The sequence below is a fragment of the Streptococcus sp. 20925_1_44 genome, assembly GCF_041432435.1.
Taxonomy (GTDB): domain Bacteria; phylum Bacillota; class Bacilli; order Lactobacillales; family Streptococcaceae; genus Streptococcus; species Streptococcus infantis.
In genome coordinates, this window is record NZ_JAPVZQ010000001.1 from 23,498 (window position 1) to 41,439 (window position 17,942).

The window sequence follows — 17,942 nt, forward strand, 5'->3', positions numbered from 1 at the left end:
TTATGTCATATAAAACAAGCAATGCAGAAGGACTTGTAGATTTCATTAACACCTATGATTTAGAGCCAATGGCGCAACAAGTTATTCCAAAGGCGGCATTTGGTTATATCGCTAGTGGAGCAGAAGATACCTTTACTTTGAGAGAGAATATCCGAGCTTTTAACCACAAACTCATTGTTCCTCGGACCTTATGTGATGTGGAAAACCCAAGCACAGAGATTGAATTTGATGGTGAAAAACTATCTTCACCAATCATTATGGCACCTGTTGCAGCCCATAAACTAGCTAATGAGCAAGGAGAAGTTGCGACTGCGCGTGGAGTACACGAGTTCGGTTCACTCTATACAACTAGCTCCTACTCAACAGTTGACCTGCCAGAAATTTCTCAAGCCCTTCAAGGTACACCTCATTGGTTCCAATTCTACTTTAGTAAAGATGATGGCATTAACCGTCACATTATGGATCGCGTCAAGGCAGAAGGTTATAAGGCTATTGTCTTGACAGCAGATGCGACAGTTGGAGGTAACCGTGAGGTAGATAAACGAAACGGTTTTGTGTTCCCAGTTGGCATGCCTATCGTAGAAGAATACCTACCTCAAGGTGCTGGTAAGTCAATGGACTATGTCTATAAATCAGCCAAACAACGCCTATCTCCACGAGATGTAGAGTTTATCGCAGAATACTCAGGACTTCCTGTTTATGTCAAAGGTCCACAATGTCGTGAAGACGTTGAACGCTCACTGGATGCAGGGGCTTCAGGTATTTGGGTAACCAACCACGGTGGTCGACAAATTGATGGTGGACCGGCTGCTTTTGACTCGCTACAAGAAGTGGCTGAAGCAGTAAATAAACGTGTGCCAATCGTTTTTGACTCTGGTGTTCGTCGTGGTCAGCACGTCTTTAAAGCCTTGGCTTCTGGAGCCGACTTAGTAGCCATTGGACGACCTGTCATTTATGGTTTAGCCCTTGGTGGTAGTGTTGGTGTACGCCAAGTCTTTGAACATTTGAATGATGAATTGAAGACAGTTATGCAGTTATCTGGAACACAGACAATTGAAGATGTGAAACGATTCAAGCTTCGTCACAATCCATATGATCCAAGTTTCCCAGCTGATTCACATGATTTAAAATTGTATTAGTAGTAAAATAAACCTCCACTCCATGTGGAGGTTTTTGAGTTATGTTTTTGTAAACATGAAAGAGAGTTTAAAAAGTGAACTTAACGAGTATATAAGAAAAAATTTAATACATTTTAAACTATTTTAAAAATTTTTAGGAAATTTAGTTGACAAATGTAGATTTTAAGAGTATACTGATAATTGTAATTGACAAATGTAGATTTTGGAGGTGTGCTGATGCAGATTTCGGATGCAGAATGGCAGGTCATGAAGATTATTTGGATGCAGGGAGAACAGACTAGTACTGATCTCATAAAAGTATTAGAGAAAAGGTTCAGTTGGTCCAAATCCACGATCCAGACACTCTTGGCTCGTTTGGTGGAGAAGGAATGTTTGACTCGGGAAAAACAGGGCAAGTCCTTTATCTATTCAGCCCTGTTGACACAGGAAGATAGCAAGAAGTTACTTGTCCAGGATATCAAAGACAAGCTTTGTTCCCGCAGGATCAAGCAGTTACTTGCTGATTTGATTGAAGAATGTGACTTTACCCTAGCTGACTTGGAAGGCTTGGAAGAAGTGATTTCAAAGAAAAAAGCAAGTGCTGTGGCAGAAGTAAGATGTAATTGTATGTAAAGGAGACGCTATGTTAAATCTATTTGTATCTATTGTTATTCTAGGAATGATTGCTTTTATCCTCTTTTGGTTTTTCAAAAAACCGCAAGAAGATGCTAAGAGAGCCCAGCAAAAAAATGGCTATCAAGAAATTCGAGTGGAAGTCATGGGGGGATACACTCCAGGAACTATTATCCTCAAAAAATCGCAACCTGCTCGCATTATTTTTGATCGAAAAGATCCTTCACCTTGCTTGGACCAAATCGTTTTTCCAGACTTTGGAGTGCATGCAGATCTACCTATGGGAGACCAATATGTGGTTGAAATCACACCTGAAGAAGCAGGTGAGTATGGTTTCTCTTGTGGCATGAATATGATGCACGGTAAGATGATTGTAGAATAGGAGAATGATATGACAGAAATTGTAAAAGCAAGCCTTGAAAATGGCGTTCAAAAAATCCGTATCACGGCAGACAAAGGCTACCATCCAGCCCACATTCAACTGCAAAAAGGGATTCCTGCTGAGATTACCTTTCACCGTGTGACACCATCAAACTGCTATAAGGAAATTCTCTTCGAAGAAGAAGGGATTCTAGAACCAATCGCTCAAGACGAGGAAAAAGTCATTCGCTTTACGCCTCAAGACTTGGGCGAGCATGAATTTTCATGCGGCATGAAGATGCAAAAGGGAACATATACTGTTGTTGAAAAAACTAAAAAATCTCTCAGTCTTTTACAACGTTTTTGGATTACTAGTATCTTTACTGTGCCTCTTGTGATTCTCATGATTGGGATGTCTACAGGAGGAATTAGTCACCAAGTCATGCGTTGGGGCACCTTTTTAGCCACAACACCCATTATGCTGGTAGCTGGAGTTCCATATATCAGAAGCGCCTGGGCTAGTTTTAAAAAGCACAATTCCAACATGGATACCTTGGTTGCTCTGGGAACCCTAGTGGCCTATTTCTATAGCTTAGTTGCCCTATTCACTGGTCTGCCCGTTTACTTTGAAAGTGCTGCATTTATCCTCTTCTTCATTCTTTTGGGAGCAGTTTTTGAGGAAAAAATGCGAAAAAATACTTCGCAGGCAGTCGAAAAATTATTAGACCTACAAGCAAAAACAGCAGAGGTTTTGCGTGATGATGTTTATGTTCAAATACCTCTAGAACAAGTCAAAGTTGGGGATCTCATTCGCGTTCGACCAGGTGAAAAAATTGCCGTTGATGGTATTGTCTTAGAAGGTGAAACGAGTATTGATGAATCAATGGTGACTGGGGAAAGTATTCCAGTCGATAAATCAGTTGGAGATGCTGTCATTGGTTCAACCATCAATAATAGTGGTACGATCATCTTTAGAGCTGAAAAAGTTGGTTCTGAGACTATGCTGGCTCAGATTGTGGACTTTGTGAAAAAAGCGCAAACGAGTCGTGCTCCTATTCAAGATTTGACAGACAAGATTTCTGGGATTTTTGTACCAGCAGTTGTCATTTTAGGACTTCTTACTTTTTGGGTCTGGTTTGTTTTACTTGGAGATAGCTTTGTGACGTCACTTCTCTACGGAGTTGCTGTTTTGATAATTGCCTGTCCTTGTGCACTAGGACTCGCGACACCGACAGCACTCATGGTTGGAACAGGACGAAGTGCCAAGATGGGGATTCTTCTCAAAAATGGTACAGTTTTACAGGAGATCCAAAAAGTCCAAACGGTTGTTTTTGATAAGACAGGAACCTTGACCGAAGGGAAGCCAGTAGTGACAGATGTTATTGGTGATGAAAGAGAAGTGCTAAGTTTGGCTGCTTCACTGGAAGATGTATCTCAACACCCGCTAGCTCAAGCTATTGTTAATCGTGCATCTGAACTAGGAATTAGCCTTTACCCAGTGGAAAACTTCCAAGCCTTGCATGGAAAAGGTGTGACTGGGATTATTAATGGTAAACAAGTCTTGCTGGGTAATGCTAAACTTTTAGCTGACCTTGCTATTCCACATGATTATCAAGAACGATTTGATTTGCTTGAAAAAGAAGCAAAAACAGTTGTCTTCCTATCCGTGGATGGTCAGTTAAAAGGCTTAATTGCCTTGCAGGATGTCCCTAAGGAAAATGCCAAAGAAGCTATTGCCAAATTGAAAAAACGTGGCCTTAGAACGGTCATGCTTACCGGAGATAATGCTGGAGTAGCGCATGCGATTGCAGAGCAAATTGGGATAGAAGAAGTGATTGCAAATGTCTTGCCAGAGGAAAAGGCACATGAAATTCACAAGCTTCAAAAGAATGGCAAATTGGCCTTTGTTGGAGATGGTATCAATGATGCGCCGGCCCTCAGTGTAGCGGATGTCGGAATTGCCATGGGCTCTGGGACAGATATTGCCATTGAATCAGCAGATCTTGTCCTTACAACCAACAATTTACTAGGATTGGCACGTGCTTTTGATATGAGTAAGAAGACCTTTAATCGTATTCTACTTAATCTTTTCTGGGCTTCTATCTATAACCTCATTGGTATTCCGATTGCAGCAGGAGTGTTTTCTGGTCTTGGTTTGGTACTCAATCCAGAACTTGCAGGATTGGCCATGGCCTTTAGTTCAGTATCTGTTTTAATCAGCTCTCTTATGCTTAATTTTACTAAAGTCGATTAATACTCTTCGAAAATCAAATTCAAACCACGTCAGCTTTATCTGCAACCTCAAAGCTGTGCTTTGAGCAACCTGCGGCTAGCTTCCTAGTTTGCTCTTTGATTTTCATTGAGTATAAAAAGGCGGTCTTAACCGCTTTTTTCTATTCTAAAACAGATTTTCAAACCGCTTCCAAACTGTACTGTAATAGAGAATGAAAGTTTCTGAGCATATACTTAGAAATCTAAAATCAAATGTGATAAATTAGGATTGTAAATTTACTGAATCGTTTTCAAATAACATATAAAAGCGTTTTTTGTAAATATATGAAATTATTTTGAAGGAGAGTTATCATTATGACTCAAGGGAAAATTACTGCATCTGCAGCAATGCTCAACGTATTGAAAACATGGGGCGTAGATACTATCTACGGTATCCCATCAGGAACACTTAGCTCACTTATGGACGCTTTGGCTGAAGACAAAGATATCCGTTTCTTGCAAGTTCGCCACGAAGAAACAGGTGCTCTTGCAGCGGTTATGCAAGCTAAATTTGGTGGATCTATCGGTGTTGCAGTTGGTTCAGGTGGACCTGGTGCAACTCACTTGATCAACGGTGTTTACGATGCAGCTATGGATAACACTCCATTCCTTGCTATCCTTGGATCACGTCCAGTTAACGAATTGAACATGGATGCCTTCCAAGAATTGAACCAAAACCCAATGTACAACGGTATCGCTGTTTACAACAAACGTGTAGCTTACGCAGAGCAATTACCAAAAGTGATTGACGAAGCTTGCCGTGCTGCCGTTTCTAAAAAAGGTCCAGCTGTCGTTGAAATTCCAGTAAACTTTGGTTTCCAAGAAATCGACGAAAACTCATACTACGGTTCAGGTTCATACGAGCGTTCATTCATCGCTCCTGCTTTGAACGAAGTTGAAATTGATAAAGCTGTTGAAATTTTGAACAACGCTGAACGCCCAGTGATCTACGCTGGTTACGGTGGTGTTAAAGCTGGTGAAGTGATCACTGAATTGTCACGTAAAATCAAAGCACCAATCATCACAACTGGTAAAAACTTTGAAGCTTTCGAATGGAACTACGAAGGTTTGACAGGTTCTGCTTACCGTGTTGGTTGGAAGCCAGCCAACGAAGTGGTCTTTGAAGCAGACACAGTTCTTTTCCTTGGTTCAAACTTCCCATTTGCTGAAGTTTACGAAGCATTCAAAAACACTGAAAAATTCATCCAAGTGGATATCGACCCTTACAAACTTGGTAAACGTCACGCTCTTGACGCTTCTATCCTTGGTGATGCAGGTCAAGCAGCTAAAGCTATCCTTGATAAAGTAAACCCAGTTGAGTCTACTCCATGGTGGCGTGCAAACGTGAAGAACAACCAAAACTGGCGTGATTACATGAACAAACTCGAAGGTAAAACTGAGGGTGAATTGCAATTGTACCAAGTCTACAATGCAATCAACAAACATGCTGATCAAGACGCTATCTACTCAATCGACGTAGGTGACACTACTCAAACATCTACTCGTCACCTTCACATGACACCTAAGAACATGTGGCGCACATCTCCACTCTTTGCGACAATGGGTATTGCCCTTCCTGGTGGTATCGCTGCTAAGAAAGACAATCCAGATCGCCAAGTATGGAACATCATGGGTGACGGTGCATTCAACATGTGCTACCCAGACGTTATCACAAACGTTCAATACGACCTTCCAGTTATCAACGTTGTCTTCTCAAATGGTAAATATGCCTTCATCAAGGACAAATACGAGGACACAAACAAACACTTGTTTGGTTGTGACTTCCCTAATGCTGACTATGCGAAAATCGCTGAAGCACAAGGTGCTGTAGGATTTACAGTTGACCGTATCGAAGACATCGATGCAGTCGTTGCAGAAGCTGTTAAATTGAATAAAGAAGGTAAGACAGTTGTGATCGATGCTCACATCACTCCACATCGTCCACTTCCAGTAGAAGTACTTGAGTTGGATCCAAAACAACACTCAGAAGAAGCAATCAAAGCCTTCAAGGAAAAATACGAAGCTGAAGAGCTTGTACCATTCCGCCTCTTCTTGGAAGAAGAAGGATTGCAATCACGCGCAATTAAATAATTCCTCTCATGGAAATTAAAAAGATCGGAGCAATCCGGTCTTTTTCTTTTTATGTATTTTCTGTTAAAATAGATGCATCATGATATTTTAAGGAGAAAAAAGATGCCAACAACTTTCTTTCTATTATTTGGCTTAATGTCGTTAGGCTTTGCTGCCTTCACCTATTTCATGTTCGACATTTTTATCTTTAGTAATTACAGAAATGCCAAGAGATGTACCGAAAGAACGGAAGGAGTTATTATCCGATATTCCTATGCTCTTTATAATGGAATTAGCCTGCCAGTTGTCGAGTACACTGTTGATGGGAACCAATACAAGGTTTTAGGACCGAAATTTCTATATGCGATTTCAAATACAATCAGTACTCCCTTAGATTCAATCGTATCTGATGTCAAAATGGATAATTTTGAAGATGGGGAAATTCCTCAGGTTTTAAGATACAAGATTTATAGGAACAGTTTCATCTCTTTAACAAAATCACCTTTAATGGAACGATTTCCAATTGGAGGAAAGGTAACTGTTTATTATGATCCTAAGAAACCAAAACATTCCTATGTAGAAAGACCTTTAAAACCAGGTCGTTATGCATGGCTGACTAAATGTTTAGTTTATTTCCTTGTTTTTCTGATGGTTGCTCTAGCTTTCTTTATAGTGTTCATTCTTCCAAATCTTGTGAACTAATAGTTTCTGGTAGATTTTTCGAAAGTATGAAATCCATATCGTTACTATTTTTATAAAATCTTCTCCCTACTTTATAAGATATGAAAAAGAGTTCAACTGGAACTCTTTTTTTGCTATAATGAAGGGAGAAAAATCAGACAGGAGATCAAGATGTCAGAACCGTTATTTTTAAATTCTGTAATGCAAGAAAAAATCTGGGGTGGGACTAAACTACGTGATGAGTTTGGTTACGACATTCCTAGTGAAAAAATCGGAGAATATTGGGCAATCTCAGCTCATCCAAATGGAGTGTCTAAGGTAGCCAATGGGCGCTATGAAGGAACAGACCTCGCTACTTTGTATGCAGAACACCGTGAGTTGTTTGGCAACCGTCCTGAGCCTGTATTTCCACTCTTGACTAAAATCTTAGATGCCAATGATTGGCTCAGTGTCCAAGTTCACCCAGACGATGCTTACGGATTAGAGCATGAAGGCGAACTTGGAAAGACAGAGTGCTGGTACATCATCGCTGCAGATGAGGGTTCAGAGATTATCTATGGTCACAATGCCAAGTCAAAAGAAGAACTCCGCCAGCAAATCGAGGATAAGAACTGGGATGCCTTGCTTACAAAAGTACCTGTTAAGGCCGGAGACTTCTTCTATGTACCAAGCGGAACCATGCACGCTATCGGTGCAGGTATCTTAATCCTTGAAACGCAACAGTCTAGTGATACTACCTACCGAGTTTATGACTTTGACCGTAAGGATGATAATGGCAACTTGCGTGAACTTCACCTCGAAAAATCAATCGATGTTTTGAATATTGGTGAGCCTGCAAACAGCCGTCCTGTGACTGTCAAAGCAGATGATTTGCGTTCAACCTTACTTGTCTCTAATGAATTCTTTGCTGTCTACAAGTGGGAAATCACAGGAAAAGTTGAATTTGAGAAGACGGCTGATTACAGCTTGTTGAGTGTCTTGGCCGGTCAAGGGAAACTGACTGTAGACGGAAAAGACTATCCAATTCAAAAAGGTAGCCACTTTATCCTTCCAAGCGATGTTGAGGCTTGGACTTTGGAAGGATCAGATTTAGAATTGATTGTTAGCCATCCATAAAAAAGAAAAGACTTGAGAGATATTCTCAAGTCCTTTTTTCTATTTACATAAATTGGGCGATAAAGACCACGATGATGATAATTGGAATGATGAAACGAAGAAGGAAAATCCAGAACTTGAAAAGTCCTTGTTTCCATGGTGTTTTATCAAGATGAAGTTCCTCCATGGCTAATGCTTTCTTAAAAATATAGCCTGTAAAGAGGGACAAGCAGAGAGCACCGAAAGGCATGAGGAGGTTGGAAACCAAGAAATCCATGGCGTCAAAGAAGGTCTTCCCAAAGATATGGACATCAGCCATAAGACCATAGGATAGGGCCGAAGGGATACCAAAGACAAAAGTCAATACCCCTAAAATCATGCTCCACTTAGCACGCTTACGATTGTCTTGGTTGGTGATATTTCCAACGTTGATCTCAAGCATAACGACTGAGGAAGTTATCGTCGCAAAGAGGAAAAGCAAGAGAAAGAGAATATAGAAAATAGTACCAAAAGGCATATTGTCAAAGAGTTGCGGCAACACGATAAAGAGGAGACTCGGTCCACCTTCAGATTGGATATTAAAGGCTGACATAGCAGGGAAAATCGCAAGTCCCGCCATAATAGAAACTGAGATGTTCAAGGCAACGATGGACATTCCTGATTGGAACAGATTTGTCTTCTTGTCTAGGTAGGAAGCGTAAGTCAACATGGCTGTAACTCCAAGGGATAGGGCAAAGAAAGATTGACCCAGTGCATAGAGAAGTCCAGCACTTGTTAGTTTTGAAAAGTCAGGTTTGAGGAAGTAAACGACGCCTTCCATGGCATTTGGTAAGCTAAGAGAACGCACGATAATAATGACAAAGATGATAAAAAGTAGGGGCATCATAACCTTAGAAGCTCTTTCAATACCTTTTTGAACGCCGTGTGATACGATGAAAATGTTTAAGAAGATAAAGGCTGCTTGGGCTCCTAAAGAAATAACTGGATTAGAAATGATGGAAGAGAATTGCTGGGCATAATCTCCATTTCCGATTAGGTGGAATAATCTTCCAATCTCGATACCAAGGTATACCAGAATCCAACCCCCAATTACACTATAAAATGAGAGAAGGATGAAAAGAGCAAAGGCCCCAATCCAACCAATAAAGTTATATTTTTGATTGTTTCCAAGCTTGCCAAAGGTTTTGATTGCTGACACGCCAGCGCTTCGACCAAGGGCAAACTCAGCCAGTAGAAGAGGGAAACCAATTAAAATTGTCGAGATAAGAAAGACCAGTAAAAATCCACCACCACCATTGGCAGCGGTCATATAAGGAAACTTCCAAACAGCTCCAAGACCAATAGCAGAACCAGCAGATGCAAGGATGAAGCCCAGTTTTGAGCCCCATTGCGATTTTTCAGACATCGTTAAAACTCCAATCTATTTTTAAAATAAGAAAAGGCTACTTGAGTTGTCAAATAGCCCTCTCTCAATTGCTCTTTAAGAGCCTTTTATTTGATTGATAGACTTGATTATCCTATCATGTTTTCTGAAGCCTGTCAAGAAAGCGATTTTCATGTTTTCATAAAAAATATGATAAAATACTTGACTCTACCCTAAGGTAAGGGGATATACTATTCATGTGAGGAGGAAATCATGTACCATATCAAAGAAGCTGCGCAACTTTCAGGTGTCTCCGTCAAGACCCTCTACCATTATGATAAGATTGGACTCTTAGTTCCGTTAAAGTCAGAAAATGGCTATCGAACATACAGTCAAGAGGATTTAGAACGACTTCAGGTTATCCTCTATTACAAGTATCTAGGCTTTTCTTTAGAAAAAATAGCAGAGTTATTGAAGGAAGATACGACAGATATATTGTCACATTTAACTAGACAGTTGGATTATTTAACCCAGGAGAGGCAACATCTGGATACCTTAATTTCAACCTTACAAAAAACCATTCAAGAACAAAAAGGAGAAATAAAAATGACCATTCAAGAAAAATTCACTGGATTTAGCTACCAAGACAATCAAAAATACCACCAAGAGGCGGTAGACAAGTATGGCCAAGAAGTCATGGATCAAGCCCTTGATCGTCAAAAAGGACGAGAGGATGAGGTTACATCAGCCTTTAATCAAGTCTTTCAAGCCTTGGCTCAAAATCTCAAAGCTGGTCTACCGATAACAGCATCTGAAAATCAAGAGGAAGCAGCCAAGCTCTTACAAGCTATTCGTACTTATGGATTTGACTGCTCTATCGAGGTCTTCGGTTATATCGGCCAAGGCTATGTCTATAATCCAGAGTTCAAGGAAAACATTGATAAGTTTGGAAAGGGAACAGCTCAATACACTTCAGATGTTATTGCCCACTATGTTAAAACTCAGACAAAATAAAAATCGGCGGAGTAATCTCTGCCGATTTCTTACTTTAAAGTTTAATCATAATGTAGACTTCCTGCCACCCATCCGGTGCAGAGGGCAGAAGTAATGTTAAAGCCACCTGTGTGGGCATTGATATCCAGTACCTCGCCAGCAAAGTGAAGACCAGGTACTAGTTTACTTTCCAGCGTTTTAGGATTGATTTCCTTGAGACTAACGCCACCTTTGGTCACAAAGGATTTAGCCAAGGACATTTTTCCTGTCACAGGGATTTTGAGTGCCTTGATAGACTGGACAAGTTGGTCCCGTTCTTTTTCAGTTAGCTGTTTAACTTTTTCAGGGTATCCTTGGACAAAGAATTCTGCCAAGCGTTCTGGCAACAAAGATTTCAAGGTATTTTTTAAGGATTTTTCACGGTTTTCTTCTAGAAAATTTATTAAGTCGCCTTCAGAAAGTTGTGGCAAGACATCTAAAGATAGGATTTCGCCACCCTTGACAAAGCTTGACATACGCAGAGCAGCGGGACCAGATAAACCAAAGTGGGTAAAAAGCAGATCATGGGTGATGACGTGCTTGCCATAGCTTAGAGTCACATTGTCTAGGGAAATTCCCTGCAAGGCCTTATGAGGAAAATCTGTCAATAAGGGACTTTCAGCAGCCTCAAGCTCGGTAATGGTGTGTTTGAAATGACGGGCAATCTCGTGGCCAAAACCAGTTGAACCAGTAGAAGGATAGGATTTGCCACCAGTTGTGACGATGAGTTTATCACAAGTAAAGGTCTGGTCTGCGGACTTAAGGACAAACTGGTCGTCTATCTTTTTAACAGAAACAATCTCTGTTTGAGTAGCAATTTGCCCGCCTAGTTCAATGATTTTCTTTTCCAAGGCTTCGATAATGGTTCGCGATTTATCGCTGGCTGGGAAGACACGTCCGTGGTCTTCTACCTTGAGTTTGACTCCATTTTCCGTGAAAAAGTTGATGATATCATGGTTATCAAACTGGGAGAAGACGCTATAAAGAAAGCGTCCATTTCCAGGGATGCCAGCGAGTAGATCGTCTAGAGTTCCGTTGTTGGTTACATTGCAACGACCACCGCCAGTTCCAGCTAATTTTTTTCCAAGTTTCCGATTTTTTTCAATGAGAAGGGTTTTCTGCCCGTAAAAGCTACTGGAAATCGTAGCCATCATACCAGCAGGGCCACCTCCGATAACAATAGTATCAAAATGTTTCATAAGAGTATTGTACCATAAAAAAACAAGAGATGATTAGACATCTCTTGTCAGATTTATTAGTTGATTTCGTATCCCATGAGGAGCCCGCCTTCTTCTGCATAAAAACTGCAAAGCCCAGAAGTTGGGATGATTCTAATGTCAGCTTGTGGGTATTTTTCTCGTAAGAGCTCTGAGAGCTGTTGACAGAATTTTTCATTGCTGCGGTGAGCCATGACGATACGCCCACCAGCGTAGCCAGCTTTGATTAACTCTTCATAAGCAGCCTGAAGAGACTTTTTAGCGCCACGAGCTTTTTGGAGGAGTTCTAAGGTTCCGGTTTCGCTTGCTTCCCCAACCATACGAATATTGAGGAGCCCGACAACTGTACCAATAAGCTTACTCAATCGACCGTTTTTAACCAAGTTATCCACTTTAGCAAGAACGAACAACAACTTCGTTTTTTCTTGGTAAGTAGTAATCACTTCAACGACTTCTTCAAAAGAAAGTCCTTGGTTGATCAAATCATTGATCTTTTCGACGATTAAGTCAACTTCCCCACCAGCTGATAAGCTATCGATGACATGAATCTGAGTATCAGGGTGTTCTTCGAGATAGATATTCTTAGCTAATTGAGCACTATTGTGGCTACCAGAGAGAGTTCCAGTGATAGTCACTACAAAAATATGTTTGGCACCTTCGAATGCTCGTAAGTAATCATCAGGACTAGGGCAGGCTGATTTTGAAGCTTCAGAAGTCGCATACATAGTTTCCATCATCTTATCGATATCCAGATTGGCATCATCGACAAAGACTTGATCTGCTACCTGAATCTTTAAGGGAACACTGACAAATTCAGTATCAAAAGCAAGGTTTTCCAGCTGGCGATAATCACAACCAGAGTCAGCTACAATCTTCCAAGTCATAGAAATTCTCCATCTTTATCACTTATACATTGACAAAGGTTCTGTCTTTTTTTACAATTATATCATGAAAGCCCTTGAAACAAAAGTAGTACCTCTCTGTTGTCACAAGTAGAAAGAAATTGTTATGTCTGAACGTAAAATATCTGAAAAATCGCTTGAAAACCTTAGAAAATCAAATCAAGAATCTAATTTGCTAACCAGAGAAGCGATTGAAACAGCTCTTTTGCAACTCTTGGAGAAAAAGGAGTTGGCTAAGATCAGCATTTCTGAGTTAGTCAAGCGTGCTGGCGTTTCTCGTGCAGCTTTTTATCGAAACTATGATTCAAAAGAAGAGATTTTAGAAAGTGTCTTTAAACGTAGCGTCCATAACATCATGGAGCAATTGAGTCATTACGATGTTAAAACAGACCTTTATCTCGTATGGGTTCACCTCTTTAGAGAAGCCAAGAAAGAAGCCAAGGTTATTCAGCTTGCCTTGGACTATCATTTAGAAAAAATCTTTGTGCAAGCCATGCAAGAATTTCTAGAAAAATACTATGGAAAATCTAAAGGAGTTAGCTCTTACTTGCATTCTTTTTGGAGTTCGGCCATCGTATCGGTCTTGCTTAAATGGATCAAGGATGGAATGAAGGTTCCTGCTGAAAAAATCGCAGATCTACGCCTGCCATTTTTCAAAAAATAAAACATGAGGAGAAATGCTATGACAGAAAAAAGACTAGCTTGGGATGAGTATTTTGCTGCTCAAGCTCTATTGATTGCCAATCGCTCAACCTGTAAACGTGCCAAGGTAGGAGCTGTTTTAGTCAAGGATAACAAGGTTATTTCAACAGGCTATAATGGTTCTGTATCAGGAACAGAGCATTGTATAGATCATGACTGTCTGGTGATTGAAGGCCACTGTGTCCGCACTCTTCATGCAGAAGTGAATGCTATCTTACAAGGGTCAGAGCGTGGAGTTCCTAAAGGCTTTACAGCTTACGTTACTCATTTTCCATGCCTCAACTGTACAAAACAATTGCTTCAGGTAGGATGTGAGCGTGTGGTTTATATTAATCAATACCGTATGGATGACTATGCCCAACACCTTTATCAAGAAAAGGGAACAGAATTAACTCACCTACCACTTGAAACAGTGCAGGCAGCTCTCCAAGAGGCTCACCTAATCTAGAAATTATAAAAAAATAAATGGTTTAGAAAGCTTTTTAAACCATTTTTTGATATAATAAGAAGAATAAATTGAAAGAAGGAATTCTGAAAATGGGAAAACTTGAAGTTATTAATCATCCACTGATTCAACACAAATTATCAATCTTGCGTCGCACTGACACTTCTACAAAAGCTTTTCGTGAACTAGTAGACGAGATTGCAATGTTGATGGGATATGAAGTGCTTCGTGATCTTCCACTTGAAGATGTAGAAATCGAAACACCGATCACAAAAACAGTTCAAAAACAGTTGGCTGGTAAAAAATTGGCGATTGTCCCAATCTTGCGTGCAGGTATTGGTATGGTTGATGGACTATTGAGTTTGGTTCCAGCAGCAAAAGTTGGTCACATTGGTATGTACCGTGACGAAGAAACCCTTCAACCAGTAGAATACTTGGTAAAATTACCTGAAGATATTGACCAACGTCAAATTTTTGTAGTTGATCCTATGCTTGCAACAGGTGGATCAGCGATTTTGGCTGTTGACTCCCTCAAAAAACGTGGAGCTTCAAACATCAAGTTTGTCTGCCTTGTATCAGCTCCAGAAGGTGTGAAGGCACTTCAAGCAGCACACCCTGATGTAGAAATCTTTACAGCAGCTTTGGATGAACGCTTGAACGAACATGGTTACATCGTTCCAGGTCTTGGAGATGCTGGAGACCGCTTGTTCGGAACAAAATAAGATTCTAAAGTGATATTGAGACTAAAGCCTAGTCTTAGTTTTGAAAGGAGGTTAAATTTTTGTATCTGTTAGTAGGATAGAGCAAAAATTTGACCTTTTTTGACCAAGGATATATAATAATCCTATTAACAAAGAAATTAGATATCAAAAGGAGAAATGAATGATTCCTGTAGTTATTGAACAAACAAGTCGTGGAGAACGCTCGTATGACATTTACTCACGTCTTCTTAAAGACCGCATTATCATGTTGACTGGACCAGTCGAAGACAATATGGCAAACTCAGTTATCGCCCAATTGCTTTTCTTGGATGCTCAAGATAGTACAAAAGATATTTACCTTTATGTAAATACACCAGGTGGATCTGTATCAGCTGGTTTGGCGATTGTTGATACCATGAACTTTATTAAGGCAGATGTCCAAACTATCGTTATGGGGATGGCAGCCTCAATGGGTACAATTATTGCTTCAAGTGGAGCAAAGGGCAAACGTTTCATGCTTCCAAATGCAGAATACATGATTCACCAACCAATGGGTGGTACAGGTGGTGGGACTCAGCAGACTGATATGGCCATCGCTGCTGAACACTTGCTTAAAACTCGTAAGACTTTGGAGCAAATCCTAGCAGATAATTCTGGCAAATCTGTTGAGCAAATTCATAAAGATGCTGAACGTGATTACTGGATGAGCGCTCAAGAAACTCTTGACTACGGTTTTATTGACGAAATTATGGCCAATAATTCGTTGAATTAAACTACTAAAGCAAGCTCGACTGAGCTTGTTTTTTTTGATATAATAGAAGGAAGATTGTAAGAAGGAAGTTGAATTATGTTTCAAAAAGAGAATCGGTCTGGTCTGATTATCTATTTATACTATAATCGCGATGCTAAAAAACTCGCAAATTATGGTGATATTTGTTACCACTCAAAAAAACATCGTTACCTACAACTTTATGTTCCAACAGAGGAAGTAGAAGAGCTGGTAAATCGTTTAGGAAAAGAGAAATTTATCAAGAAAGTGAGAGTTTGTCATATTCAAGAATTGGAAACTCCTTTCGTTGGGAACCTATATAAAACTAGCGAAAACGTTATCATTTAAAAAGTGAGAGAAACTTGTTGACAATTTTCTGATAATTCGGTATATTCTTAACATGTAATTTAAATTGAACATTAAAAGGAGATAAACATGAAGAAAAAATTTGCATTGTCACTTGTAGCTCTTGCAAGTACAGCTCTTTTAGCAGCTTGTGGGGAAGTGAAGTCAGGAGCTTCAAACACAACTGGTAACCCAATTGATGAAAAAGTTGTAAAAATTGGTTTCAACTTCGAAGAAACTGGTGCTGTAGCATCTTACGGTACTTCTGAGCAAAAGGGTGCTCAACTTGCAGTTGATGAAATCAACGCAGCAGGTGGTATCGATGGAAAACAAATCGAAGTAGTCGACAAAGATAACAAATCTGAAACTGCTGAAGCTGCTTCTGTTTCAACAAACCTTGTGACTCAATCTAAGGTAGCAGCTATCGTAGGACCTGCGACTTCAGGTGCGACTGCAGCAGCAGTAGCAAATGCTACACAAGCTGGAGTTCCATTGATTTCTCCAAGTGCTACTCAAGATGGTTTGACAAAAGGTCAAGATTTCCTCTTCATCGGAACATTCCAAGATAGTTTCCAAGGAAAAATCATCTCAAACTACGTTTCAAACAAATTGAACGCTAAGAAAGTGGTCTTGTATACAGATAACTCAAGTGACTACGCTAAAGGTATTGCAAAATCTTTCCGTGATTCATTCAAAGGTGAAATCGTAGCAGACGAAACATTTGTATCAGGAGATACAGACTTCCAAGCAGCTTTGACAAAAATCAAAGATAAAGACTTTGATGCAATCGTATTGCCAGGTTACTACACAGAAGCTGGTAAGATTGTAAACCAAGCTCGTGGTATGGGAATTGATAAGCCAATCATCGGTGGTGACGGATTTAACGGTGCAGAATTTGTTCAACAAGCAACTGCTGAACGCGCATCAAATATCTACTTCATCTCAGGATTCTCAACTACTGTTGATGTTTCAGATAAAGCAAAAGCCTTCCTTGAAGCTTATCGTGCAAAATATAACGAAGATCCTTCAACATTTGCAGCTCTTGCTTATGACTCAGTTTACCTTGTAGCTAATGCTGCAAAAGGTGCAAAAACTTCAGTTGATATCAAGAACAATCTTGCTAAAACACAAAACTTCGAAGGTGTTACAGGTCAAACAAGCTTTGATGCAGATCATAACACTGTGAAAACAGCCTTCATGATGACCATGAATAATGGTAAAGTAGATGCGGCAGAAGTCGTAAAACCTTAATTTTATAGATATCGTAAATGGGGAATGAGCTTTTACTCACTCCCTGTTTCGGTGTTTATAAAGGGATTATTTTTTTATAAAATCCTAAAAATAAAACTTAGAAAGAGTGAACCATATGCTTCAACAACTTGTCAATGGTTTAATCTTGGGTAGTGTCTATGCCTTGCTAGCCCTAGGTTATACTATGGTTTATGGAATTATCAAGCTTATTAACTTTGCCCATGGTGATATCTATATGATGGGTGCTTTCATGGGTTATTTCTTGATCAATGCCCTCCATTTAAATTTCTTTTTAGCCTTAATTTTGTCCATGATTGGTTCAGCAATTCTCGGTGTTATCATTGAGTTTCTAGCCTACCGTCCACTCCGACATTCAACTCGTATCTCTGTATTGATTACTGCTATCGGGGTATCATTCTTGCTTGAGTATGGAATGGTCTACCTAGTAGGTGCCAATACACGCGCCTTTCCTCAAGCAATCCAAACAGTTCGTTATGACTTGGGTCCGATCAGTCTAACAAATATTCAATTGTTGATTTTGACAGTTTCAATTGTCTTGATGATTCTTTTGCAACTCATCGTGCAAAAAACCAAAATGGGGAAAGCCATGCGTGCCGTATCTGTAGATAGTGATGCAGCTCAGTTAATGGGGATCAACGTAAACCGTACAATCAGTTTCACCTTTGCCTTAGGTTCAGCTCTGGCTGGTGCAGCGGGTGTCTTGATTGCCCTTTACTACAACTCTCTTGAACCATTGATGGGAATGACTCCAGGTATTAAATCATTCGTGGCTGCCGTTTTAGGTGGTATCGGTATTATTCCTGGTGCAGCTCTTGGAGGTTTTGTAATCGGACTATTGGAAACTTTTGCAACAGCCTTCGGAATGTCAGATTTTCGTGATGCTATCGTGTACGGAATCTTGCTATTGATCTTGATTGTTCGTCCAGCAGGTATCCTTGGTAAGAATGTGAAAGAGAAGGTGTAAAC

The 17,942-nt window shown here is 40.1% G+C and carries 18 protein-coding genes; 15 read left to right on the forward strand and 3 right to left on the reverse strand.

Annotation, left to right across the window (positions count from 1 at the left end; genetic code table 11):
• The first annotated feature begins 2 nt into the window (after positions 1–2).
• The 7 genes from lctO (at position 3) to manA (ending at position 8,249) form a co-directional block, all read left to right on the forward strand.
• Positions 3–1,139: an L-lactate oxidase gene (gene lctO / locus O3643_RS00100; RefSeq protein WP_006151769.1), complete on the forward strand. Its 1,137-nt coding sequence runs from the start codon at positions 3–5 to the stop codon at positions 1,137–1,139.
• A gap of 216 nt (positions 1,140–1,355) precedes the next feature.
• Complete coding sequence (locus O3643_RS00105; RefSeq protein ID WP_036755397.1) at positions 1,356–1,751, forward strand: CopY/TcrY family copper transport repressor; 396 nt, start codon at positions 1,356–1,358, stop codon at positions 1,749–1,751.
• Positions 1,752–1,761: 10 nt separating this feature from the next.
• Positions 1,762–2,133 carry a cupredoxin domain-containing protein gene (locus tag O3643_RS00110; RefSeq protein WP_036755394.1) on the forward strand — a complete coding sequence of 124 codons (372 nt, stop codon included), beginning with the start codon at positions 1,762–1,764 and terminating at the stop codon, positions 2,131–2,133.
• 9 nt (positions 2,134–2,142) lie between these two features.
• Positions 2,143–4,365 (forward strand): heavy metal translocating P-type ATPase, encoded by a 2,223-nt coding sequence (locus O3643_RS00115; RefSeq protein ID WP_371498982.1) that lies wholly within the window; start codon positions 2,143–2,145, stop codon positions 4,363–4,365.
• 332 nt (positions 4,366–4,697) lie between these two features.
• Positions 4,698–6,473: a pyruvate oxidase gene (spxB, locus tag O3643_RS00120; protein ID WP_006148113.1), complete on the forward strand. Its 1,776-nt coding sequence runs from the start codon at positions 4,698–4,700 to the stop codon at positions 6,471–6,473.
• 102 nt (positions 6,474–6,575) lie between these two features.
• Positions 6,576–7,154 carry a DUF3592 domain-containing protein gene (locus tag O3643_RS00125; RefSeq protein WP_004252350.1) on the forward strand — a complete coding sequence of 193 codons (579 nt, stop codon included), beginning with the start codon at positions 6,576–6,578 and terminating at the stop codon, positions 7,152–7,154.
• Positions 7,155–7,304: 150 nt separating this feature from the next.
• Positions 7,305–8,249 (forward strand): mannose-6-phosphate isomerase, class I, encoded by a 945-nt coding sequence (gene manA / locus O3643_RS00130; RefSeq protein ID WP_371498984.1) that lies wholly within the window; start codon positions 7,305–7,307, stop codon positions 8,247–8,249.
• 43 nt (positions 8,250–8,292) lie between these two features.
• On the opposite strand, the gene O3643_RS00135 is transcribed toward manA, so the two are convergent.
• Positions 8,293–9,633 carry a sodium-dependent transporter gene (locus tag O3643_RS00135; protein ID WP_371498986.1) on the reverse strand — a complete coding sequence of 447 codons (1,341 nt, stop codon included), beginning with the start codon at positions 9,631–9,633 and terminating at the stop codon, positions 8,293–8,295.
• A gap of 231 nt (positions 9,634–9,864) precedes the next feature.
• Between O3643_RS00135 and O3643_RS00140 the strand changes: the two genes are divergently transcribed.
• Positions 9,865–10,605, forward strand: coding sequence for a MerR family transcriptional regulator (locus O3643_RS00140; RefSeq protein ID WP_371498988.1), 741 nt, complete (start codon positions 9,865–9,867; stop codon positions 10,603–10,605).
• 41 nt (positions 10,606–10,646) lie between these two features.
• Here O3643_RS00140 and O3643_RS00145 read toward each other — a convergent pair whose 3' ends face one another.
• Positions 10,647–11,822 carry an NAD(P)/FAD-dependent oxidoreductase gene (locus tag O3643_RS00145; protein ID WP_371498990.1) on the reverse strand — a complete coding sequence of 392 codons (1,176 nt, stop codon included), beginning with the start codon at positions 11,820–11,822 and terminating at the stop codon, positions 10,647–10,649.
• 56 nt (positions 11,823–11,878) lie between these two features.
• Positions 11,879–12,724: a DegV family protein gene (locus O3643_RS00150; protein WP_004252360.1), complete on the reverse strand. Its 846-nt coding sequence runs from the start codon at positions 12,722–12,724 to the stop codon at positions 11,879–11,881.
• 124 nt (positions 12,725–12,848) lie between these two features.
• On the opposite strand from O3643_RS00150, the gene O3643_RS00155 reads away from it, so the two are divergent.
• The 7 genes from O3643_RS00155 to O3643_RS00185 all read left to right on the forward strand — a co-directional run bounded on the left by O3643_RS00155 (position 12,849) and on the right by O3643_RS00185 (position 17,940).
• A complete protein-coding gene (locus O3643_RS00155) occupies positions 12,849–13,406 on the forward strand; it encodes a TetR/AcrR family transcriptional regulator (RefSeq protein ID WP_004252362.1) in 558 nt (185 codons plus the stop codon).
• 18 nt (positions 13,407–13,424) lie between these two features.
• Positions 13,425–13,892 carry a cytidine/deoxycytidylate deaminase family protein gene (locus O3643_RS00160; RefSeq protein WP_006155564.1) on the forward strand — a complete coding sequence of 156 codons (468 nt, stop codon included), beginning with the start codon at positions 13,425–13,427 and terminating at the stop codon, positions 13,890–13,892.
• An 89-nt stretch (positions 13,893–13,981) separates the two neighbouring features.
• Positions 13,982–14,611 (forward strand): uracil phosphoribosyltransferase, encoded by a 630-nt coding sequence (gene upp / locus O3643_RS00165; RefSeq protein WP_004252365.1) that lies wholly within the window; start codon positions 13,982–13,984, stop codon positions 14,609–14,611.
• A gap of 160 nt (positions 14,612–14,771) precedes the next feature.
• On the forward strand, positions 14,772–15,362 hold the full coding sequence (gene clpP / locus O3643_RS00170; protein WP_006148124.1) for an ATP-dependent Clp protease proteolytic subunit ClpP: 591 nt from the start codon (positions 14,772–14,774) through the stop codon (positions 15,360–15,362).
• Positions 15,363–15,437: 75 nt separating this feature from the next.
• The gene (locus O3643_RS00175; RefSeq protein ID WP_004252368.1) at positions 15,438–15,707 is read left to right on the forward strand and encodes a YlbG family protein; all 270 of its coding nucleotides are present in this window, start codon (positions 15,438–15,440) and stop codon (positions 15,705–15,707) included.
• A gap of 87 nt (positions 15,708–15,794) precedes the next feature.
• The gene (locus O3643_RS00180) at positions 15,795–16,955 is read left to right on the forward strand and encodes an ABC transporter substrate-binding protein (RefSeq protein ID WP_004252370.1); all 1,161 of its coding nucleotides are present in this window, start codon (positions 15,795–15,797) and stop codon (positions 16,953–16,955) included.
• A gap of 115 nt (positions 16,956–17,070) precedes the next feature.
• Complete coding sequence (locus O3643_RS00185; protein ID WP_004252371.1) at positions 17,071–17,940, forward strand: branched-chain amino acid ABC transporter permease; 870 nt, start codon at positions 17,071–17,073, stop codon at positions 17,938–17,940.
• Positions 17,941–17,942 lie beyond the last annotated feature (2 nt).